General features: G+C 69.0%; 19 protein-coding genes and 1 tRNA gene. 10 read left to right on the plus strand and 10 right to left on the minus strand.

The window, feature by feature from the left end:
* Positions 1 to 23: 23 nt before the first annotated feature.
* Together tig and mnmC are read right to left on the minus strand one after the other, a co-directional pair.
* Positions 24 to 1,382: a trigger factor gene (tig, locus tag FOB47_RS18065; RefSeq protein ID WP_053821928.1), complete on the minus strand. Its 1,359-nt coding sequence runs from the start codon at positions 1,380 to 1,382 to the stop codon at positions 24 to 26.
* A 230-nt stretch (positions 1,383 to 1,612) separates the two neighbouring features.
* A complete protein-coding gene (mnmC, locus tag FOB47_RS18070) occupies positions 1,613 to 3,652 on the minus strand; it encodes a bifunctional tRNA (5-methylaminomethyl-2-thiouridine)(34)-methyltransferase MnmC2/FAD-dependent 5-carboxymethylaminomethyl-2-thiouridine(34) oxidoreductase MnmC1 (RefSeq protein WP_174781751.1) in 2,040 nt (679 codons plus the stop codon).
* A 146-nt stretch (positions 3,653 to 3,798) separates the two neighbouring features.
* Between mnmC and FOB47_RS18075 the strand changes: the two genes are divergently transcribed.
* Entirely contained in the window at positions 3,799 to 4,656 is an 858-nt protein-coding gene (locus FOB47_RS18075; RefSeq protein WP_174780994.1) for a 23S rRNA (adenine(2030)-N(6))-methyltransferase RlmJ, read from the plus strand.
* 40 nt (positions 4,657 to 4,696) lie between these two features.
* On the opposite strand, the gene FOB47_RS18080 is transcribed toward FOB47_RS18075, so the two are convergent.
* From FOB47_RS18080 to FOB47_RS18100, 5 genes are all read right to left on the minus strand, one after another.
* Entirely contained in the window at positions 4,697 to 5,170 is a 474-nt protein-coding gene (locus FOB47_RS18080) for an aminoacyl-tRNA deacylase (RefSeq protein ID WP_053821930.1), read from the minus strand.
* A 219-nt stretch (positions 5,171 to 5,389) separates the two neighbouring features.
* Positions 5,390 to 5,710 carry a PXPV repeat protein gene (locus tag FOB47_RS18085; protein WP_053821931.1) on the minus strand — a complete coding sequence of 107 codons (321 nt, stop codon included), beginning with the start codon at positions 5,708 to 5,710 and terminating at the stop codon, positions 5,390 to 5,392.
* Between the two features lie 164 nt (positions 5,711 to 5,874).
* A tRNA-Leu gene (locus tag FOB47_RS18090) sits at positions 5,875 to 5,961 on the minus strand.
* Positions 5,962 to 6,191: 230 nt separating this feature from the next.
* On the minus strand, positions 6,192 to 9,299 hold the full coding sequence (locus FOB47_RS18095) for an efflux RND transporter permease subunit (RefSeq protein ID WP_174781752.1): 3,108 nt from the start codon (positions 9,297 to 9,299) through the stop codon (positions 6,192 to 6,194).
* 10 nt (positions 9,300 to 9,309) lie between these two features.
* Entirely contained in the window at positions 9,310 to 10,515 is a 1,206-nt protein-coding gene (locus FOB47_RS18100) for an efflux RND transporter periplasmic adaptor subunit (RefSeq protein WP_174780982.1), read from the minus strand.
* A gap of 397 nt (positions 10,516 to 10,912) precedes the next feature.
* Here FOB47_RS18100 and hpnC point away from each other — a divergent pair, with 397 nt between their 5' ends.
* The 4 genes from hpnC to FOB47_RS18120 all read left to right on the plus strand — a co-directional run bounded on the left by hpnC (position 10,913) and on the right by FOB47_RS18120 (position 15,554).
* A complete protein-coding gene (hpnC, locus tag FOB47_RS18105) occupies positions 10,913 to 11,800 on the plus strand; it encodes a squalene synthase HpnC (RefSeq protein WP_053821934.1) in 888 nt (295 codons plus the stop codon).
* Positions 11,801 to 11,896: 96 nt separating this feature from the next.
* A complete protein-coding gene (gene hpnD / locus FOB47_RS18110) occupies positions 11,897 to 12,733 on the plus strand; it encodes a presqualene diphosphate synthase HpnD (protein ID WP_053821935.1) in 837 nt (278 codons plus the stop codon).
* The gene (hpnE, locus tag FOB47_RS18115; protein ID WP_244959326.1) at positions 12,706 to 14,256 is read left to right on the plus strand and encodes a hydroxysqualene dehydroxylase HpnE; all 1,551 of its coding nucleotides are present in this window, start codon (positions 12,706 to 12,708) and stop codon (positions 14,254 to 14,256) included. The genes hpnD and hpnE overlap by 28 nt, the downstream gene beginning before the upstream one ends.
* Positions 14,257 to 14,291: 35 nt before the next feature.
* Positions 14,292 to 15,554, plus strand: a complete 1,263-nt coding sequence (locus tag FOB47_RS18120; RefSeq protein ID WP_174780996.1) for a Zn-dependent hydrolase — start codon at positions 14,292 to 14,294, stop codon at positions 15,552 to 15,554.
* A gap of 160 nt (positions 15,555 to 15,714) precedes the next feature.
* Here the strand turns inward: FOB47_RS18120 and FOB47_RS18125 are convergent, their stop codons facing one another.
* Positions 15,715 to 16,104 carry a hypothetical protein gene (locus FOB47_RS18125; protein ID WP_174780983.1) on the minus strand — a complete coding sequence of 130 codons (390 nt, stop codon included), beginning with the start codon at positions 16,102 to 16,104 and terminating at the stop codon, positions 15,715 to 15,717.
* Between the two features lie 205 nt (positions 16,105 to 16,309).
* On the opposite strand from FOB47_RS18125, the gene ompR reads away from it, so the two are divergent.
* The 5 genes from ompR (at position 16,310) to FOB47_RS18150 (ending at position 20,670) form a co-directional block, all read left to right on the plus strand.
* Positions 16,310 to 17,032, plus strand: coding sequence for an osmolarity response regulator transcription factor OmpR (ompR, locus tag FOB47_RS18130; RefSeq protein WP_006576352.1), 723 nt, complete (start codon positions 16,310 to 16,312; stop codon positions 17,030 to 17,032).
* Positions 17,033 to 17,047: 15 nt separating this feature from the next.
* A complete protein-coding gene (locus FOB47_RS18135; protein WP_151022413.1) occupies positions 17,048 to 18,397 on the plus strand; it encodes an ATP-binding protein in 1,350 nt (449 codons plus the stop codon).
* Between the two features lie 336 nt (positions 18,398 to 18,733).
* Entirely contained in the window at positions 18,734 to 19,282 is a 549-nt protein-coding gene (locus FOB47_RS18140; protein WP_053823112.1) for a peroxiredoxin, read from the plus strand.
* A 109-nt stretch (positions 19,283 to 19,391) separates the two neighbouring features.
* Entirely contained in the window at positions 19,392 to 19,913 is a 522-nt protein-coding gene (locus tag FOB47_RS18145; RefSeq protein ID WP_053821939.1) for a carboxymuconolactone decarboxylase family protein, read from the plus strand.
* Between the two features lie 181 nt (positions 19,914 to 20,094).
* On the plus strand, positions 20,095 to 20,670 hold the full coding sequence (locus FOB47_RS18150; RefSeq protein ID WP_174780984.1) for a GNAT family N-acetyltransferase: 576 nt from the start codon (positions 20,095 to 20,097) through the stop codon (positions 20,668 to 20,670).
* A gap of 51 nt (positions 20,671 to 20,721) precedes the next feature.
* Here the strand turns inward: FOB47_RS18150 and ispF are convergent, their stop codons facing one another.
* Positions 20,722 to 21,231, minus strand: coding sequence for a 2-C-methyl-D-erythritol 2,4-cyclodiphosphate synthase (ispF, locus tag FOB47_RS18155; protein ID WP_174780985.1), 510 nt, complete (start codon positions 21,229 to 21,231; stop codon positions 20,722 to 20,724).
* Entirely contained in the window at positions 21,228 to 22,019 is a 792-nt protein-coding gene (gene ispD, locus FOB47_RS18160) for a 2-C-methyl-D-erythritol 4-phosphate cytidylyltransferase (RefSeq protein ID WP_174780986.1), read from the minus strand. The genes ispF and ispD overlap by 4 nt, the downstream gene beginning before the upstream one ends.
* Positions 22,020 to 22,144 lie beyond the last annotated feature (125 nt).

Here is a 22,144-nt window from a genome sequence, read left to right on the forward strand (position 1 = left end):
CTTTGCCCTGAGGCGGCTGTCGATCAGGCTTGCTGGCCGCCGTTGCCTTCGGCCGTCAGCTCCTCGAAGGACACCGACTTGTCGGTAACCTTGGCCTTCTCGCACACGAAATTTACCACGTTGTTTTCGAGCACGTAGGCTTCCATCTCGGCCAGGCGCTGCTGGTCGCCGTAGTACCAGCGCATGACTTCCTTCGGATCCTCGTAGCTCTTGGCGAACTCTTCGATCTCGGCCTTGATCTGGTCGGCCTTCGCTTCCAGGCCGTTGGCCTTGACGATCTCGGCCAGGATCAGACCCAGCTTGACGCGGCGCTCGGCCTGCTGCGCGAACATCTCCGGCGGAATCGGCATGTCCTTGGCGTTCGGCATGCCACGCTGCTCCAGATCGCGGCGGGCCATCTGCACCAGGCGCTCCTGGTCCTGTTCGATCAGGGCCTTGGGCACGTCCAGCTCGCTCGCCTTCAGCAGCGCTTCCATGACCTGGTCCTTCAGCATCGCGTGCGTGCGGCGCTTGACCTCGCGCTCCAGGTTCTCGCGGATGTCGGCGCGCATCTTCTCGACGCTGCCATCGGCGATGCCCAGCGACTTGGCGAAGTTGTCGTCGACCTCGGGCAGGTGGGCCCACTCGACCTGCTTCATCGTGATGGTGAATTCGGCGGTCTTGCCGGCGACTTCCTTGCCGTGATAGTCCTCGGGGAACGCCAGCGGGAACGTCTTGCTTTCGCCGACCTTCAGGCCGAGGGCGGCCTGCTCGAACTCGGGCAGCATGCGGCCTTCGCCCAGCACGAAGACGAAGTCCTCGGCCTTGCCGCCGGCGAACTCGACACCGTCGATCTTGCCGACGAAGTCGACCGTCACGCGGTCGCCGTTCTTGGCCGCCACATCGCCGCCGCCATCGCCATGCTCGCCGGCTTCGCCGCGGGCGTGGTAGTGGACGCGCTGCTTGCGCAGGATGTCGATGGTCTTGTCGATCTCGGCGTCGGTGATCTCGGTCTTCGTGCGGACCACTTCGGCGGCCGACAGGTCACCGATCTTGACTTCCGGGTAGACCTCGAAGGTGGCATCGAATGCCACTTCGTCGTCCGCCACACCTTCGGTCTTGATCTCGAACTTGGGCTGGCCGGCGACCTTGACGTCCTGCTGCTGGGTGATGTCGAAGAACTTGCGGGCGGCCTTGTCGAAGCGCACTTCGAATTCGACCTGCTGGCCGTACTGCTTCTCGACCATCTTCATCGGCACCTTGCCCGGGCGGAAGCCGGCCATCTTGACCGTCTTCGACAGGCGAACCAGGCGTTCCTGCTTCTCCTTCTCGACCTCGGCCTTCGGAATGGCCAGGGTCACCTTGCGGTCGAGTTTGCCGAGGTTTTCAATCACATTCGACATGGTCGTCAATCCAATCCAGAAATGTTGTTGTGTTCGTCAGCGCGTTCCGCTTGCGTGCCTGCGTGCAGGGGTTTTCTCCCTCAGGCCGTCGAACGGTTCGCACGCACCAGCCACGCATGAGGCACGCGGGCAAGCCGCCTGAGCCCCGATCGCGAGCTCGCGCAAACAAACACACCGCGCAAACGGAAAACGCGGATTATCGCACGGTTTCGAATCGGTTCCGGCAGTTTTTACCCTGACCGGGCCTGATCGGGGCCCTCATCGCCCTGCCCGGCCTCGTGCCCGGCCTCGTGCCCGGCGCCACCGTGCTGCCCATGCCGCAACGCGCGCAGCAGCAGCCGCGCCGGATCGAGCGCGTCGGCCAGATCGCTTTCGACGGGCAGCGGCTCCCCCTCGATCCGGCTGGCCAGCAGTTCGCCGGCCAGCGCCGCCCAGGTCAATCCGCGCGAGGCAAATGCCAGCGCCACGTACAGGCCCGGCAGCCGCGGCAGATCGCGCAGATGCGCGCCGCGCAGCGAGGCGGCCCGGCGCTCGCATTCGGCCTCGTCGGCGACCTGGCCGACCCACGGCAGGCGATTGTGCGACACGCTGCGCACGCCGACATAGCCGTGCAGCGCGGCGGGATCCAGCCCGTCCAGCGCCGCACCGCGGTCCGGCAACAGCGTCGATAGCCGGCGCAGATTGTCGGCATGGGTCTCGACCCGCTCGACCAGCGGCCCTTCGTCGGGCTCGTAGCTGGAACCGATCCTGGCGCTGCCGCCCCCGTCGCGCGGCAGCAGGTAACCGCTGCCCGTCACCACGCAGTCGGGCCAGCGGCCCAGCCGGGCCACATCGCCGGCCTCGAGCGTGGTCAGCTGTCCCCGCACGCGGCGGATCGGCAGGTGGCGCAGCGGCATCAGGCCGCTCGCGTGGTGCGCATTGGCCAGCACCAGCACCGGCGCCTCCGCCACCGGCTGCCCCGCCTCGTCGGATACCTGCCAGCCGCCCTCGGTCCGGTGCAGCGAGGCGATACGGCAGCCGAACCGCGTCTCCACGGCCTCGCCGGCCATTGCCAGCTGCGCGCGGCAGACGTCGGGCGGCGCCACCCATCCGCCCTGCGGAAACCACAGGCCGCCGCGCGCCACCGTCGCGCCATGCTCGGCGGCCGCCTGCTGCGCGCTCATCCATTGCACGTATTCCGGCGGCAAGCCAAGCTCGGCCAACGCGCGCTGCTGGAGCGCCGAGTCATCGTCGTCCTGGCCGACCTGCAGCACGCCGCACCCCCTCCAGCCGACCGGATGCCCCGCTTCGGCCAGCGCCCGCCATGCCCGCAAGGCGTACTGATTGCCGGCGCGCGACAGCCGCGACAGCACGCTGTCGTCCGGCGACAGATGCGGATGCATGGCCGCGGCGCGATGCGACGAGGTCTCCCGCGCCGGACCGTCGTGCGCGTCGATCAGCGTCACGCGCCAGCCCCGCGCGGCCAGCCGCTCGGTCACCGCGCAACCGGCCAACCCGGCGCCGATCACGATCGCGTGGCGCCGAGTCCAGGCACCGGGCATCGGCGGCAGATGGCGACGGCGGCGTTCGGCAGGCAGGCGCGCGACCGTCATGTCGCGCTTGCTGCCGAAGCCGGGCACCTTGCTGACCGCGAAGCCTGCCGCCTGCAGGCCGCGCCTGACGAAGCCGGCGGCCGTATAGGTCGCCAGCGTGGCGCCGGGACGGGCCAGCCTGGCCAGCCCCTTCATCACCGTCGGGTCCCACATGTCGGCATTGCGCGCCGGGGCGAAGCCATCCAGATAGAAGGCGTCGGCGCCCACGGCCAGGCGCGGCAGCAGCGCCTGCACGTCGCCCAGCGCCAGCGTCAGCATCACCGCGCCGCCGTCGAAGGCGAGCCGATGCAGCCCGGCCAATGCCAACGGCCACGCGGCCTGCAGCTGCCGCGCCAGCGGAGCGAGCTCGCCGAGGCCGGCGTGCAGCTCGGCCAGCCCCTCGCGTGTGAACGGATGCTTCTCGATCGAGACGAAATGCAGGCGCGCGCAGCGGCGCGGATCGTCGCGCCAGGCCTGCCACGTCGCCAGGAAATTGAGCCCCTGGCCAAAGCCCGTCTCGACGATGACGAACTGCTCCCGGCCCTGCCACGCCTGCGGCAGGCCATTGCCGCCGAGAAACACGTGCCGCGCCTGCGCCAGTCCGCCCTCGACGCTGTGATAGACGTCGTCATAGCGCGGCGAGTACGGCGTCCCCTGGTCGGACAGGATCGGCTCGGCGGGATCGAGGGCGCGGGGCATCGGGAGAACAAAAACGGGGCGGAGGACTGCGGGGAAAGGCGTCTCGCGGCACGGCAAAACCGCCGCAGCATGCTGCATGACGGCGCTGGGCGCCGCGGAAGGTCGGCCGGATGGTAGCATGGCGCCCTGCTCCGCCCGCCCCTGCCATGCTCAGCTATCGCCACGCCTTTCACGCCGGCAATCACGCCGACGTTCTCAAGCACGCCATCGTCGCCCACCTGCTCGATTACCTGACGCAGAAGGACAAGCCGTTCTGGTATATCGACACGCATGCCGGCGCCGGCCTCTATGCGCTGGACGAAGGCTACGCGACCAGGAAGTCGGAGTTCGAGACCGGCATCGCGCCGCTGTGGCGCGCCGCCGCGGACGGCCGTGCGCTGCCGCCGCTGCTGCAGCAATACCTGGACCAGGTGCGCACGCTCAATCCCGACGGCCGCCTGCGGCACTATCCCGGCTCGCCGTGGCTGGCCTGGCAGACGCTGCGCGAGGCGGACCGGCTGCGGCTGTTCGAATTGCACAGCACCGAGATCCAGGTGCTGCGCGAGAACTTCCGCGGCGCGGGCCGTCGCGTGATGCTGTATGACGGTGATGGTTTCGGCGGCATCAAGGCCATCCTGCCGCCCCCGCCGCGCCGCGCGCTGGTGCTGATCGATCCGTCTTACGAGGACAAGCAGGACTACGCGCGCACCTTGCAATGCCTGCGCGACGGGCTGCAGCGCTTTGCCACGGGGACCTATGCGGTCTGGTATCCGCAGGTGCAGCGGCGCGAGTCCGTGCAATTGCCGGTCCAGATGAAGGCGCTGCCGTTCAAGAGCTGGCTGCACGCGACGCTGACCGTCAAGCACCCGGTGCCCGGCGGACTCGGCCTGCACGGCAGCGGCATGTTCGTCGCCAATCCGCCGTGGACCTTGCGCGCCGCGCTGGAGGCGGCGCTGCCGGCGCTGGTCGAACTGCTCGGCCAGGACGCCGGCGCCGCCTTCACGCTGGAAGGCGAACAGCCCTGAGCGCGGGACAGCGCTGCGTGCCGGCGCTGCGCCCGCCCCGCTACATCATGCGGCGGGTGAACTGCCCTCGCTCGGCGCCGGCCATCAGATCCAGGAACGCTTCCGTCGTCATATGGATCAGTTCCTCGTGGTCGCCCGCCTCGAAATAGACCTCGGGCTGGCCGAGCAGGCTGTCATCGATATAGGTGCGCATGCCATACGCCATGCCGACCGGCGGAATCGCGCCGAGCACGCAGTCCTTGAACACTTCGCGCACCTCGTCCTCGCTGGCCATCGTCAGCCGGCGCCCGGTGCGCTCGCATAGTTCGGACAGATCGAGCAGGCGGGTCGACGGCATCACCGCCGCCACGTAGCCCGCCTCGTCCTCGAGCAATACCGTCTTGACCAGGCGATCGCCCGGCACATGGGCGGCCTGCGCGGTGGCCATGCTGCCCAGCGCATAGGGGTGGCGGATGATATCGAAATGGCTGTTCTTGCTGCTCAGGCAAGTCGCCAGGGTGGTTGCCAGTGCCATGATGGGTCCCCTCATCGAGATACAGGGATGGCGCGCACTGGCGTGAGGCGCGTGGCGCGCCGTCCATCAGCCATCACTGGGGGCGCCGGTGCAACGCTGGCCTGCGGGTATCTACTATAGGACGCGGGGGACATGACGCGCGGACGCGGCGGCGGAACGCGACGCGGCAAGACGGGCGGCGGCGATCGCGCCGTCCATCCAGAACAATTCAGCGGGACATCAGCGGGGGAAGGTCACGGTGCCATGCACGGTGACGCCCGGCGGCACATAGACCGGGGCGGGTTCGACATAGACCGGCGCCGGGCCGTAGTAGCCGTAGCGCGGCCCCTTGCACTTGCGCTCTTCCTTGTAGTCGCCGTTGCCCTTGAACTTGCGTTCGACCTTGCAGTTGCCGTCCCAGTATTCTTCCTTGTAGTCGCCGCCATGGTGATGGCCGCGCCATTTGCCATGGCCGCTTTCGTCCTTCCAGGGATCGGCCTGGGCGGCCAGCGGCAGCGCGAGCAAGGCGGCGAGACAGAGGGATGTTGCGGTTGCAGTCATGATGGTGTCCCGATCCGATACGGGCCGACGGAGAGTTCTTCTTCTCGAAGAGCTTAGCGCCGGCGCGGAACGCCGGCGACCCATCAGGTGAAACGTCGGTAAGCAAATGTTTCGCCGATCACACCGGCCGGCGCACGCCGACAGGAAGTGGCGATGAAGAAGTGTGGTGCGAGGGAGGGGACTCGAACCCCTACACCATTGCTGGCGTCAGGACCTAAACCTGGTGCGTCTACCAATTTCGCCACCCTCGCGGTCCAGGCGGTGCCGCCCTGACGGGAGGCACCGCGGTCTGCCGAACATCGGGCCGAAAAAACAAAAGAGGCGACTGGAACCGCTTGCCGCCCCTGCTTCTCCGACCGGCCTGCGGCGTTGCACCGCTGCCCGGCAAAGACCGCGGATTGTAGCGCATGGTTTCGCGCGAATCCAGCCCCCCGGGCGGCCCTTCGCCGACACGCCGACACGCCGACGCGCCGTCACGCCATCAAGCCATCACGCCGCTCCCCTGCTCCGGCCGCCGCACGCGGAACCAGGCCGCGTACAGCGCCGGCAGGAACAGCAGCGTCAGCACCGTGGCGACGATCAGTCCGCCCATGATCGCCACCGCCATCGGCCCCCAGAACACCGAGCGCGACAGCGGGATCATCGCCAGCACGGCGGCCGCCGCGGTCAGCATGATCGGCCGGAAGCGGCGTACCGCGGCCTCGACGATCGCGGTCCAGGCCGGCACGCCGGCGCGGATGTCCTGCTCGATCTGGTCGACCAGGATCACCGAGTTGCGGATGATCATGCCGACCAGCGCGGTAATGCCGAGCTGGGCGACGAAGCCCATCGGCGAGCGCAGCAGCAACAGCGTCGCCGCGGCGCCGATCAGCCCCAGCGGGCCGGTCAGGAACACCATCACGGCACGCGAGAAGCTATGCAGCTGCAGCATCAGCAGCGTGAAGATCAGGAACACGCACAGCGGCAGTTGCGCGGCAATCGACGCACCGGCCTTGCCGCTCTCCTCTTCGGCCCCGGCCACCGTGATCAGGTAGCCGGCCGGCAGCTCGGCGCGCAGCTTGTCGAGCTGCGGATCGATCTGCGCCGTCACGGTCGGCCCCTGGATGCCGTCGACCACGTCGGCCTGCACGGTCACGCCGAAGTCGCGATTCTCGCGCCAGACGATGCCCGGCTCGGAGCGGATGCCGATGCGCGCGACCTGCGTCAGCGGCACCGCGCGGCCGCTGCTCGTCGGCACCTGCACGTTGTGCAGATCGGCCAGCGCCTCGCGTTCGTCCTTGGCCGAGCGCATCACGATGTCGATCAGCTTGTCGCCGTCGCGATACTGTCCGACCGGCGCGCCGGTCAGCACGGTCTGGGTGACGCGGGCGATCGCATTGGTGGTCACGCCGAGCGCACGGGCCTTTTCCTGGTCGATATCCAGGCGCAAGACCTTGACGTTCTCGTTCCAGTTGTCGTTGACGCCGACGGTGTTCGGGTTCGCGCTCATGATCGCCTTGACCTGGTCGGCGATCCGGCGTACTGTCGCGGCTTCCGGCCCGATCACGCGGAACTGCACCGGATAGGCCACGGGGGGCCCGTTCGGCAGCAGCTTCACGCGTCCGCGCAATTGCGGGAAGTCGCTCGCCAGCAGCGCGATGATGCGCTGGCGCAGCCGCTCGCGCACCTCGACGTCGACCGGCAGCACGATCAGCTGCACCACATTGCTCTGCGGAAAGATCTGGTCCAGTGGCAGGTAGAAGCGCGGCGCGCCGGTGCCGACGAACGTCGTGATGCTGCCGACATCGGCATCGCCGCGCAGCGCGGCCTCGAAGCGCCTGGCCTCGGCCTCGCTCTGCGCGAAGCTGGCGCCCTCGGGCAGCCACATCTCGACCATCAGTTCCGGCCGGCTGGAATCGGGGAAGAACTGCTTCTGGACGAACTGGAAGGCGAAGATGCCGAGCGCGAAGGTTCCCAGCGTGATCGCGATCACGGTCTTGCGCCAGTCCACGCACCAGTCCACCGCGCGCCGGAAGCGTGCATAGAACGGCGTGTCGAACACCTCGTGATGGCCGCCCTCGCTCGGCTTGACCTTCAGCAGCAGGTAGCCCAGGTACGGCGTGAAATAGACCGCTGCCAGCCACGACAGCACCAGCGCGAGCGCCGTCACCGCGAAGATCGCGAACGTGTATTCGCCGACCGTCGAACGCGCGAGCCCGACCGGCAGGAAGCCGGCGGCGGTGATCAAGGTGCCGGTCAGCATCGGCATCGCGGTCGACGTATAGGCGAAGGTCGCCGCCTCCATCTTGGAGAAGCCTTCCTCGAGCTTGCGCACCATCATCTCGACCGCGATGATCGCATCGTCGACCAGCAGGCCCAGCGCGATGATCAGCGCGCCCAGCGACACCTTGTGCAGGCCGATGTCGAACACGTTCATGAACAGGAAGGTGACCGCCAGCACCAGCGGGATGGTCAGCGCCACCACCAGGCCGGGGCGCGCATCGAGCCGCAGCGGCTTCGTATGCAGGCCCAGCGAGATGAAGCTGACCGCCAGCACGATCACCACAGCCTCGATCAGCACGCGCACGAACTCGCCCACCGAACGCTTGACCGCCTCGGGCTGGTCCTGCACCTGCTCCATCTCGATGCCGACCGGCAGCTGCTTGCGCAGCGCGTCGGCCTCGGCGCGCAGTGCCTCGCCCAGCGCGATGATGTCGCCGCCCTTCTCCATCGAGATGCCCAGGCCGATCACGTCCTTGCCGTTGAAGCGCATGCGCGGCGCGGGCGGATCGACATAGCCGCGATAGACGCGGGCGATATCGCCGAGCCGGATGTTGGCCGCGCCGTTGGGCCCGCGCAGCACCATGTTGCGCAGATCGCCGACATCGGCGAACTGGCCCGACACGCGCACCTGCACGTTGTCGCTGGGGGTCACCAGCACGCCGCTGGCGGTCAGGTTGTTCTGCTCGGCGATCTGGTCGGCGATCGCGTTCAGGTCCAGGCCGAGCTGCGCGAAGCGGGTCTGGTTGAACTCGATATAGATCTTCTCGTCCTGCAGGCCGATCAGCGACACCTTGGCCACCGACGGCACGCGCAGCAGCTGCTGCCGCACCAGGTCGGCGTACTCGCGCAGCTCCTTGTAGGTGAAGCCGTCGGCGGACAGCGCATAGATGGTGCCGTAGACATCGCCGAACTCGTCGTTGAAGAATGGCCCGCGCACGCCGGCGGGCAGCGTGCCGGCGATATCGCCGATCTTCTTGCGCACCGTGTACCAGATCTGCGCCGTCTCCTTCGCCGGCGCGTCGTCGCGCAGCTGGAAGATCACGGTGGTCTCGCCCGGTTTCGAGAAGCTGCGGATCTTGTCCGCGTAGGGCACCTCCTGCAGCTGGCGTTCGAGCTTGTCGGTGACCTGCACCGCGATCTGCTCGGCGGTGGCACCGGGCCAGAAGGCCTGCACCACCATCACGCGGAAGGTGAACGGCGGGTCCTCGTCCTGGCCAAGCTGGAAGTACGACATCAGCCCGGCCAGCAGCAACACCACCAGCAGATAGCGGGTCAGCGCCTGGTGCTCGAGCGCCCAGCGCGACAGATTGAATCGGGAGTGCTCCATCGCGGCGCCCTTAGCTGCGGGCGGCCGGCGCGCTGGCCGGCGGGTTTGCCGGCGTCGCGGCGGGGACAGGCGCCGAGGCGGGCGCGACGGCCTGCAACGGCCGCACCTTCTGGCCCGGCTTGAGCAGATGCACGCCGGCGGTGACGATGGTCTGGCCCGGACGCAGCCCGCTGCTGACCTCGACCTCGTTGCCGATCGGCTGGCCCAGCGTGACCGCGACGGGCTGTACCGTGCCGGCCGCGCTGTCGTAGACCCAGACCTGGTTGCTGCCCTGCTGCTGCAGCAACGCGGTCAACGGCACGCGCACCGCCGGCGAGGCGCCGGTCCGCACGAAGGTGACCATCGCGGTCATGCCGAACTTCAGGTCGGCGGGCGGATTGGGCACGGTGATGCGTGCCGCGTAGGTGCGCGTGACCGGATCCGCGGCCGCCGCGATCTCGCGCACGCGGCCCGGCAGCCTGCGCTCCGGCTCGGCCCAGGTCCGCACGCTGACGTCGCGGATGTCGCGCAGCCAGTCGACCTGGTCCTCGGGCAGACCGATCGCGACCTCCTTCTCGGCGGTCTGCGCGACCCGCACCACCGACTGTCCGGCGCTGACCACCTGCCCCACTTCTGCGTCGATTGCGGTAACCACGCCGTCGGCATCGGCGGCCAGCACCGTATATCCGGTCTGGTTGCTCTGCTCGCGCAGCGCGGCCTCGGCCTGGCGCAGCCGCGCGGCGGCGGCCTCGTAGCTGGCCTGGCGACGGTTCTGCTCCGCCGCGCTGATAAAGCCCTTGGCAAACAGGTCGTTGTAGCGCTTCAGATCGGCCGCCGCCAGGTCGCGGTCGGTGCGCGCCGCCTCGTACTGGGCGCGCGAGCCCTGCTCGGCCAGGTTCAGGTCGGTCGGATCGAGCCGGGCCAGCGGTTGGCCGCGCCGCACAGTCGCCCCGACGTCGACCAGCCGCGCAGCGATCTTGCCGCCGACGCGGAAGCCGAGCCGCGATTCGATGCGCGGCCGCACGTCGCCGGAGAACTCATAGGCAGACTGGCCTGTCGCCGACTGCAGCTGCAACAGACGCACCGGCCGGACGTCCGGCGCGCGCTCGGGCTCGCGCGAACAGCCGCCGAGCACCAGCAGGGCAAGCAAGCACGGCAACACCATGCCGACGGTCGACGGCAGGGGCTTCAAAGCGTTGACGGCCGCGACTTCCGGCCCAGGGCAAGGCACTGGCATGGATGGCGATGAGACGGGTGCAACGGCATGACGAGAGGCGACGTGCGCCGGCACGGCCGGACTGGCGGCAAGCCGCAAGGCTGCCGCGCGACACGACAAGGGCGCCGACCGAAGGACGGCGGGTCCGGCAGTAAATAACCGGCCGGTCAGCAATATATCGACCCCTTCGGGGTGCGTCAAACGCGACGCGACGAACCACCCCATTTGGGGGGTGGAACCGTCGATTTAGGCGCCAATTGGCGCGTGATGCGTGTCGACGGCCCCCCAATGGGTAGGGTGCCGGGCGTCCCGGCATGCCCTTGCATGCAGGCCGCGTGGTTACAATGCTGCCGCCATGTCCAAGCCCGACGCGCCTTCCGCCGATACCCCGCAAACGCCGTCCCCGATGCCGGCGTCAATGCCGGACGCCCCCGCGGCCGCGGAAGGCGATGTCGTGGACCACTACGAGAACTTTCCGGTGGCCAGCGTGCTGCTGCCCCGCCCGCTGCGCCGGCCAGTGGCGGTGATCTACCGCTTCGCCCGCACCGCCGACGATCTGGCGGACGAGGGCGATGCGGCGCCCGCCGAGCGGCTGGCCGCGCTCGGCGCCCTGTCCGATGCGCTCGAACGCATCGGCGCCGGCACCGATCCCGGTACGCCGATGATGCGCGCGCTGGCCGAGGTCATCGCCGAATACCGGCTGCCGCTGCCGCTGTTCCACGATCTGCTCGATGCGTTCCGGCAGGACGTGACGGTGCACCGTCATGCCGACTGGGACAGCCTGCTCGACTATTCGCGCCGCTCCGCGAATCCGGTGGGCCGGCTGATGCTGCATCTGTACGGCGCGGCCACGCCGGACCGCTTCGCGCGTGCCGATGCGATCTGCACCGGCCTGCAGCTGGTCAACTTCTGGCAGGACGTCGCGATCGACTTCGCGCGCGGCCGCATCTACCTGCCCGCCGACGCGATGGCGCGCCACGGCGTCGACGAAAACGCGCTGGCCGAGGGCCGCTGCGACGTGCGCTGGCTGGCGCTGATGGAGGAGCTGAAGATCCGCACGGAGGCGATGCTACAATCCGGCGCTTCGCTCGCGCTGGACCTGCCTCGCACGGTGGACTGGCGTATCGGCTGGGAGCTGCGGCTGGTGGTGCAAGGCGGCCTGCGCGTGCTGGAACGCATCGAGGCCGTCGGCTACGATGTCTTCCGGCGCCGTCCGACGCTCGGGCCCGCCGACTGGCTGCTGCTGGCATGGCGGGCGGCAGCGCGCTACCGCAGCGGCACCGCGCCGAGCAAGCCGGCTCATTGAGTTCGGGACCGAGCCGGGCTTGCATCCGGATCGAGTCCGGGATCGAGCCCCCAGATTGAGCCCCCCAGTGTGTCCCCTAGCGAGCGCGAGACCGCTTTGACGCCCGACCAGTACTGCCAAGACAAGGCCGCCCAGAGCGGCTCCAGCTTCTACTACAGCTTCCTGTTCCTGCCCCCGGAACGGCGGCGCGCCATCACCGCGCTCTATGCCTGGTGCCGCGAGGTCGACGACGTCGTCGACGAGACCCAGGACCTGACCGTCGCCCAGCAGCAGCTGGCCTGGTGGCACGGCGAGCTCAAGCGCCTGTTCGCCGGCGAACCGACCCATCCGACCACGCTCGCGCTGCAGCCGCATCTGGCCTCCTGCGGCCTGACGCAGCCGATGCTCGCCGAGGTACTGGAGGGCATGGAGATGGACCTGATGCAGACGCGCTATCTGGACGAGGCGGGCCTGGACCGTTATTGCCATTGCGTGGCCGGCGTGGTCGGCACGATGAGCGCGCGCATCTTCGGCTACCGCGATCCACGCACGCTCGAATTCGCCGAGAAACTGGGGCGCTCGCTGCAGCTGGTCAATATCATCCGCGACGTCGGCGAGGATGCGCGGCGCGGCCGGCTCTATCTGCCGGTCAATGTGCTGCAGCGCTTCGAAGTGCCGGCCGCCGACATCATGCAGGGCCGCCATTCGCCGCGCTTCGTCGCGCTGATGCAATATCACGCCGAACGCGCGCGCACCTTCTACCGCGAGGCGCTGGCGCTGCTGCCCGATAGCGACCGCCGCGCCCAGCGCGCCGGCCTGCTGATGGGCGCGATCTATCACGCCCTGCTCGACGAGATCGAGGCCAGCGGCTTCCAGGTATTGAACCAGCGCATCTCGCTGACCCCCATGCGCAAGCTGTGGATCGCATGGAAGACGTGGATACGCAACCGCTGAACACCGCGATGGCGGAACGCGCCGCCACGCCCGCCGCCACGCCCGCCGCAACGTCGCCGCGAGCCGGCGACGCGGTGGGCGCAGCCGGCGCGGTCGGCATCATCGGCGGCGGCTGGGCCGGCATGGCCGCCGCGCTCGAACTGGCGCAGGCCGGGCGCGTCGTCCATGTGTTCGAAGCCGCGCCGGTGCTCGGCGGCCGCGCGCGCCGCGTCGCGCGGCGCCATCCGCAGGTGGCAGGCGAACTCGACAACGGCCAGCATCTGCTGCTCGGCGCCTATCGCCATACCCTCGCGCTGATGCGCCGCGCCGGCGTCGATCCCGATGCCGCGCTGCTGCGGCTGCCGCTGCAGATGGCCTATGCCGATGGCTGGCGGCTGCAGGCGCCGCGCCTGCCGGCGCCCTGGCATCTGCTCGGCATGGGCCTGACCGCACGCGGGCTGGGCTGGCGCGAGCGCGCGGCATTGGCGCAGGCGCTGTCGCGGCTGCGCGCCGCCAGCGATGACGACGATGCTGCTGATACCGATGGCGCGGGTGCCAACATCGGCGGCGAGACCGTCGCCGCGTGGCTGGCGCAGGCACCGTCGTCGCTGCGGGAACGCCTGTGGTTCCCGCTGTGCGTGGCCGCGCTGAACACCCCGGCCGAACAGGCCGACGCCCGCGTGTTCCGCCGCGTGCTGCGCGACAGCCTGCTGGCGGCGCGCGGGGACAGCGACATGCTGGTGCCGCGCCGGGACCTGAGCCGGCTGTTTCCCGAGGCCGCCGCGCACGCGATCGTTGCCGCGGGCGGCACGGTACGGACCGGCGCCGCGGTGCAGGCGATTTCGCAAAGCCCGCACGGCTGGCTGCTGCAGACGCACGCCGGCCGGCAGGAGGTCGCGCAGCTGGTCGTCGCCACCGCGCCGCGGCAGGCGGCGCGCCTGCTGGCGCAGGTCCCGCATGGCCCGCACCAGGCCGCGCTGCAGGCGGCCGCGGCGAAGCTGCAGGCCTTCGACCATGTGCCGATCGTCACGCTGTATCTGAACGTCGGCGCGCTGCGCCTGCCGCGTCCGTTTCTCGCGCTCGACGCCAGCGCCGCCGCGCCGGGTCAGTTCGTCTTCGATCGCGCCGCGCTGTCGACCGAGCCCCGCGCGTCGGCCGCGCCGGATCACGACAACGTCTGGTCGGTCGTGATCAGCGCGGCCGACGATGCCGCCGCGCTGCCGCAGGCAGAGCTGGCGCGGCGCGTGCGCGCGCAGCTTGCCACGCAACTCGCACCGTGGATTGCCGGTGCCGCGCACCTTGCCGACGCGCGCGGCGAATTCGTGATCGCCGAACGCCTGGCCACGTTCCGCTGCATACCGGGCCTGGCGCGTCCCGGCAACGATATCGGCGTGCCGCGCCTGGCGCTGGCGGGCGACTATACCGACGGGCGCGACGGCGCCTATGGGCCCTACCCGGCCACCATCGAAGCGGCGACGCGCAGCGGCTCGGCGGCCGCGGCGCTGCTGCAACGCGAACGCGTGCCGTCCGCCGCGACGGCATGACTTCCCTTCCCATCGACGTACCGAAGAGCCAGCACATGCATTCCCCCTCTCCTTCCCTGGGCCAGTCCATTCTCGATGCCGCCGAGGCGCTCGCGCGCTTCTCCGATATGGAGGGCGGCCTGACCTGCGCCTATCTGACGCCGGCCCATCGCGCCGCCGCCGCGATGCTGGCCGAACGCATGCGCGCGGCAGGCATGCAGGTGCGCGTCGATGCGATCGGCAACGTGATCGGCCGCTACGAGGCCGATCCGTCCGCTGGCCCCGATGCGAAGGTACTGATGACCGGCTCGCACTTCGACACGGTCCGCAATGGCGGGCGCTATGACGGCCGGCTCGGCATCCTGCTGCCGATCGCGGTGGTCGGCGCGCTGAACGAGGCCGGCATCCGGCTGCCCTACCATTTCGAGGTGGTCGGCTTTGCCGAGGAGGAGGGGCTGCGCTTCAAGACCAGCTTCCTGGCCAGCAGCGCGCTGGCCGGCCGCTTCGACCCGGCGCTGCTGGCGCGCGCCGACGCCGACGGCATCACGCTGGCGCAGGCGCTGGCGCAATCGGACCTGCCGGGCGGCGGCGATCCCGAGGCGCTGCGCGCGGCCGCGGTCGACCCCGCGACGCTGCTGGCCTTCGTCGAGGTCCATATCGAACAGGGACCAGTGCTGCTGCACCATGACCTGCCGCTGGGCATCGTCACACAGATCGCCGGCAGCAGCCGCTTTCAGGTGCGGGTGGAGGGGCTGGCCAGCCATGCCGGCACCACGCCGATGACGATGCGCAAGGATGCGGCCGCCGCGGCCGCCGAGATGGTGCTGCTGGTCGAGTCGCGCTGCGCGCAGGCGCCGACGCTGGTCGGCACGGTGGGCCAGCTGCAGGTGCCGAACGGCTCGAGCAACGTGATTCCTGCCGCGTGCCACTTCTCGATGGATATCCGCGCCGGCGAGGACGCGGTGCGCGAGTCCGCGATCGCCGATATCGTCGCCGGCATCGAGGCGATCGCCGCGCGCCGCGGCGTGCGTGCCGAGGTGGAACGGGTGCCGCCGGTCAACAACGCGCCGTGCGCGCCGTGGCTGCGCGAGCAGTTCGCGGCGGTGCTGAACAAGCGCGGCCTGCAGGCCTTCGAGCTGCCGTCCGGTGCCGGGCACGACGCGATGATGATGCAGCGGATCACCGACGTGGCGATGCTGTTCGTCCGCTGCGGCAACGGCGGCATCAGCCACAACCCGCTGGAGACCATCACCGCCGAGGACGCGCAGCTGGCGGCGGAGGTGTTCGTCGATTTCCTGCGGCATTTCCGGCCGCGGTAATGCGGGCGGGTAATGCGGGCGGAGAGTGCGGGCGGGTAATGCGAGCGGCTGATGCGGGCGGCTGATGCGGGCAAAAAGGTCCCACCGATCCCCGCCATGACTTCTCTCTCGCGCTCGCGGGAGCGGCGCGGAACGCGGGACACTGGCGTCGCGACCGGCCCTAGTTGCCTTGGTACATCTCCCTGCTGATGTCGTACAGGCTCTGCCGCAGCTTGCGCCGTTCGTCGGCCGACAGCTTGCCGCTGCGGCCCTGCCGCTCGCCGGCCTCGCGCTCGGCGCGCTGGCGGTTGGCGCGGCCCCGGCTTTCGCGCGGCGATGGCCGCTCGCGGTCCTGCCGGGCATGGCCCGGATGCCCCGGATAGCCCTCCGCGCCCCGGCCCGGATGGCGCGCGTGGCCCTGCAGCAGCGCGCCGAGTCCCGGCGACTGCGCGGACGCGCTGGCGGCATGCAGCAGCATCGACGGCAGCAGCAGCGCAAGCAGGGCTCCGGCGACACGGCGTCGGGCGCCGGACGCGCGGCGCGGTTCGGACCGGGTGGATTTCGCTTTCATTGATAATGGCGGTCTGGGGCTTGCCCGCTTCGGGCTTGCGCTGGACGACGCCAAGGCTCCCGGATCGAGGCTGACCGATTTGCCCTTTGCGGGCAGCGCGCAGTGTAAACGCTGCCCGCTGTGCACTTGGCGAGCCGCAAGGTAAAGTATGTAACCTTTTGTTAAGCCATTTTGACCCCTAGCGAGACTCGCTAAGATTAGCGCCATGGAAAATACCAGCCACAAGATTCTCGTCGTGGACGACGACCCCCGTCTCCGCGATCTGCTGCGCCGCTATCTCGGCGAGCAAGGCTTTACCGTGCTGGTCGCGGAAAACGCCACCGCCATGAACAAGCTCTGGCTGCGCGAGCGTTTCGACCTGCTCGTGCTCGATCTGATGATGCCCGGCGAGGACGGCCTGTCGATCTGCCGTCGTCTGCGCGGCGCCAACGACCAGACGCCGATCATCATGCTGACGGCCAAGGGCGAGGACGTGGACCGCATCGTCGGCCTGGAAATGGGCGCCGACGACTATCTGCCCAAGCCGTTCAACCCGCGCGAACTGATCGCGCGCATCCATGCGGTGCTGCGCCGCAAGGGCCCGGCCGAAGTGCCCGGCGCCCCGTCGGAAACGCCGGAGACCTTCGCCTTCGGCGACTTCGTGCTGAACCTGGCCACGCGCACGCTGACCAAGAACGACGAGGAAATCACGCTGACCACCGGCGAGTTCTCGGTGCTCAAGGTGTTCGCCCGCCATCCGCGCCAGCCGCTGTCGCGCGAGAAGCTGATGGAAATGGCGCGCGGCCGCGAATACGAAGTGTTCGACCGCAGCCTGGACGTGCAGATCTCGCGCCTGCGCAAGCTGATCGAACCCGATCCCGGCAATCCACGCTTCATCCAGACCGTCTGGGGGCTGGGCTACGTCTTCATTCCCGATGGCGTGAAATAAGTCCCGGCCGTTATCGTGGCGACTGTGATCCGCCGCACGGCCACGCGTTTCTTCGGTTCGCTGTTCTGGCGGACCTTCATGCTGATCGCGCTGCTGCTGGCCATTTCGCTGGGCATCTGGTTTCAGAGCTACCGGCTGTTCGAACGCGCCCCGCGCGCGCAGCAGATCGCGATGCAGGTGGTCAGCGTGGTCAAGCTGACGCGCGCGGCCCTGCTCTATTCCGACCCGGCGCGGCGCCGCTTCCTGCTGCTCGACCTGGTACAGAACGAGGGCATCAAGGTCTATCCGCGCGAGCGCGACGACGACTTCACCACGCCCACCGCGAATCCCTTCCTGACCCAGCTGGTGCAGCAGGAAATCCGTGGCCGGCTCGGCGGCGATACCGTCATCGCGACCACGGTCAACGACATTCCGGGCGTCTGGGTCAGCTTCGAGATCGAGGGCGACGACTATTGGGTCGCGATCAGCCCGGAACGCTTCGAGCGCGTACCGGGGCTGCAATGGCTGTGGTGGACCGTGGCCGCGCTGCTGCTGTCGATCTTCGGCGCGGCCTTCATCACCGCGCGGGTCAACCGGCCGCTCAAGCGGCTGGCCGATGCCGCGCGCGCGATCGGTTCGGGCGGCGATCCCCCGCCGCTGCCCGAGCGCGGCGCCAGCGAGGTTGCCCAGGCCAATCACAGCTTCAACCAGATGGTGCGCGACCTGCGCCAGCTCGACGACGACCGCGTGGTGATGCTGGCCGGCATCTCGCACGACCTGCGCACGCCGCTGACGCGGCTGCGCCTGGAGACCGAGATGTCGCCGGTCGACGACAGCACGCGCGAGGCGATGATCGCCGACATCGAGCAGATGGACGCGATCATCGGCCAGTTCCTGAACTACGCCCGCCCCGCGCAGGAGAGCAGCGAGCCGGTCGACCTGTCGTCGCTGGTGCGCGATGCAGTCAACGTCTATGCCGCGCACGACGACATCCGCATCCGCGTGCATGCGCCCGAGCCGGTGATGGCGATGGCGAACCGGATGGAGGTGCAGCGCATCCTCGACAACCTGGTCGAGAACGCCCGCCGTTATGCCAAGGATCCGGACAGCGGCATCGCCGAGGTCGAGATCACCACGCGCAACCACGACAAGGAGGCGATGCTGGTGGTCGCCGATCGCGGCGACGGCGTGCCCGACGCGCAGCTGCCGCTGCTGACGCGGCCGTTCTATCGGCTCGACGCCGCGCGCAGCGAGGCCAAGGGCGCGGGGCTCGGCATGTCGATCGTCAACCGGATCATGCAGCGCAACGGCGGCCGCCTGGTGCTGACCAATCGTCCGGCCCCGGGCAGCGGCCTCGTGGTCAGCGCCTGTTTCCGGCGCGCTTGATGCAGCGCCGCCGATCGCCACGCTGGCGTCACGCCAATGGTGTATGGTGGCGCGATGCTCCAGTTCGACCGTCGTTCCCGCGCAAGCCGGGACCCGCGGCTCGACCGGCGCATGAAGACGCTGGGTCCCCGCGTTCGCGAGGACGACAGCATCGACGCAGCAGCCAGTCCCGCCCCTATCGGACTCTTTGAGATTTTCAATTAGCCGTGCCGAGCAGGATGCTGCATACTTCCCATTCGTTGCGTGGCGTGCGCAACGGCCCGAGAAAATCGTCTTCGACGATGGCCGTCTGTCATGCCCCGCTGGCGTCTGTTCAACCGTATCCAGGAGAAGTCCATGAAGACCGTTGGTGACAAGCTCGAACCGTTCCACGTCGTCGGTGTCAAGCCGGGTTTCAACGCCCACGAAGAAAACGGCCAGTCGGCCTTTGAAGACATCACCGAGAAGTCGTTCGAAGGCAAGTGGAAAATCATCTACTTCTACCCGAAGGACTTCACCTTCGTGTGCCCGACCGAGATCGTGGCCTTCGCCAAGCTGAACCAGGACTTCGCCGACCGCGACGCCGTGGTGCTGGGCGGCTCGACCGACAACGAGTTCGTCAAGCTGGCATGGCGCCGTGAACACAAGGACCTGAACAAGCTGAACTCGTGGCAGTTCGCCGATACCACCGGCTCGCTGATCGACCAGCTGGGCGTGCGCGAGAAGGATGCCGGCGTTGCGCTGCGCGCCACCTTCATCGTCGACCCGGACAACACGATCCAGCACGTGTCGGTGAACAACCTGAACGTCGGCCGTAACCCGGACGAAATCCTGCGCATTCTGGACGGCCTGCAGACCGACGAGCTGTGCCCGTGCAACCGCGCTGTCGGCGGCGCGACGCTGTAATTCGCGCGATGTCGATGTTGCCGGCGGTTCGCCGCCGGCAACCGCGCCCCAGTGCGCACCGAAACCCGCTCACGCGGGTTTTTTCCGCCCAAAGCGATAGGAGAATTTGATGGAATTCCTCAACACGATCAAGAATCTCATCCCCGACTATGCGAAGGACATTCGCCTGAACCTGGACGGCACCATCGCACGCTCCTCGCTGGAGGGTAACGATGCGGTGGGCGTGGCATTGGCTGCGGCCTTCGCCGCCAAGAGCAAGATCATCGTCGACGCGATCCGCAACGCCGGCGTGCTGTCGCCCGAAGAGCTGAACGGCGCGCTGACCGCGGCCGCGCTGATGGGCATGAACAATGTCTGGTACCCGTATGTCGAGATGGCCGCCGATCCCGATCTGGCGAGCCAGCCCGCGGGCCTGCGCATGAACGCGTATGCCACTCACGGCGGCGTCGACAAGCGCCGCTTCGAGATGTACGCGCTGGCCGCGTCGATCGTCGGCAAGTGCCACTTCTGCGTCCGCTCGCACTACGAGCTGCTGAAGAACGAACAGGGCATGACCTCGCAGCAACTGCGCGATGTCGGCCGCATCGCCGCCGTGATCACCGCCGCGGCCAACGTGATCGCAGCCGAGTAAGGCTGCATCGCCTGTCCTGACCGGATCCCGCCCACGCGGGCATCCCGCATCGCCGATGGCCGCCTTGGGCGGCCATCGTCATTTCCGGCGCGCCGGCGGCGCCGCGCGTCCGCATTTCTCCGACTGCATTTGTGCACGGTCCGGCCTACAATCGAGGCAGATTCTGCTTCGCGGACCCTCCATGAGCCAACTGCCCTCGCCCTCCTCGCCGCATTTCCACTATCGTCTCGCCACCGCTTCGGACTGGGGCCAGATCGCCGCGGTCACGCAGGAAGCGTATGCGCAGTACGAGCTCGAGATCATGGAGGACTGCCGCGCGTCCTTCCAGCAGGGCATGCGTTCGGTGCTCGCGACCAATACGTCCGACATGGAATGGTGGGTCGCCGACACCGATCACGGCATCAGCGGCGCGGTGCTGTTCTGCCACCCGGGCGCGACGCTGCAGGCGCTGGACGGCAGCACGGTGACGCTGGCCCTGCCCGAGGCGCGGCTGCTGTCGGTCAGCCCGCAGGCGCGCGGCCTGGGGCTCGGACGGACGCTGATGCAGATCTGCATCGAGCGGGCGCGCGATATCGGCGCGCAGGCGCTGGTGGTGCGCACCATGCCGGAAATGGGTGCCGCCAACCGGCTGTGCCAGCAGATGGGCTTCGTCAAGCGGACCGAGGCGGGCGCGCGCTCGGGGCCGCTGGAACGGCTGGTCGACTACGTCTACGCGATCGAGCCGAAGGAAGCCGACGCGCCGCAGCCGGGCCTGTAGCGGCGCGCATCGCGCCGAAAGCGCGACGCCGCGCGCTCGACGCGCAAGCGCTCAGTCCTGCGGCGCGACGATGGCGCCGCGCCACAGCAGCACCACCGCCTGCGCGACGATGCCCTCCTGGCGCCCTTCGAAGCCCAGCTTCTCGTTGGTCTTGGCCTTGACGTTGCAGCGGCCGGCCGCGATGCCCAGATCCTCGGCCAGATTGGCCACCATCGCGCCGATATGCGGCGCCAGCTTCGGCGCTTGCGCGATCACCGTCGCATCGACATTGCCCACTTCATAGCCGGCCTCGCGCACACGCCGTACCGCCTCGCGCAGCAGCGCGCGGCTGTCGGCGCCGGCAAAGGCGGGATCGGTGTCGGGGAAATGCCGGCCGATATCGCCGAGCGCCGCGGCCCCGAACAAGGCGTCGGTGATCGCATGCAGCAAGGCATCGGCATCGGAATGGCCGAGCAGGCCGCGGTCGTGGGGAATCTCCACGCCGCCGAGCACCAGCTTGCGGCCCGGCACCAGCGCGTGCACGTCGTAGCCTTGTCCCACGCGGATATCGAAGGGCATCATCGCGGTCGGTCTCCAGAAGAACCAGAAGAAGCGGCGGCGGGCTGGCCGCCGAGCAGGACTTCGGCCAGTGCGAAGTCCTCGGGATAGGTCACCTTGAAATTGCGCAGCGAGCCGTTGACCAGCCGCGGCTTCAGGCCGAGCCGCTCGATCGCGCTGGCCTCGTCGGTCACGACCGCGCCGCTGGCGAGCGCGTCCTCCAGCGCCTGACGCAGGACGCCGACGCGGAACATCTGCGGGGTCTGCGCCTGCCACAGCCCTTCGCGCGGCACGGTGCCGCCGATGCGGGACGGCTGCGAGGGATGCAGCGGTTCCGCATCGGCACGCTTGAGCGTATCGGGTACCGGCACCGCCAGGATGCCGCCGATCGCCGCGTCGGGCCCATCGCCATCGTCCCCTTCGACCGCGCGGATCAGCGTATCGATCATCAGCGGCGTCAACCCGGGACGGGCGGCGTCGTGGACCAGCACCCAGTCCTGATCCTCGGCGCCGAGCTGGACCAGATGCCGCAAGCCGTTCAACACCGATTCATGGCGTGACGAGCCGCCGACGAAGGCCGTATCGAAGCGCAGCCCGGCGAAGGCCGCCGAGCCGAAGCGCGCCTCCAGCGGCAGATCGTCCGGCGCCAGCACCAGCGCGGTCGCGCTGATCGACTCGCAAGCCGAGAACGCGGCGAGCGCATACCAGATCATCGGATGGCCGGCCAGCTCGCGATACTGCTTGGGCAGGCCCGCGCCCGCGCGGCTGCCACTGCCGGCACAGGGAATCAGGGCAAAACGTCGTTCGGACATGCGGCGGACAGGCGGATAAGGGAATCGGCGGGCGGCAAGGCAGGCGGCGCCCGAATGTGGCGGCCGATGGCCGGGCGCTGCGCATTCTATAATACGACCCTCTTCTCGACACCCCCGCCCGCGTT

The sequence above is a fragment of the Cupriavidus gilardii genome (genome assembly GCF_013347325.1).
GTDB classification, from domain to species: domain Bacteria; phylum Pseudomonadota; class Gammaproteobacteria; order Burkholderiales; family Burkholderiaceae; genus Cupriavidus; species Cupriavidus gilardii.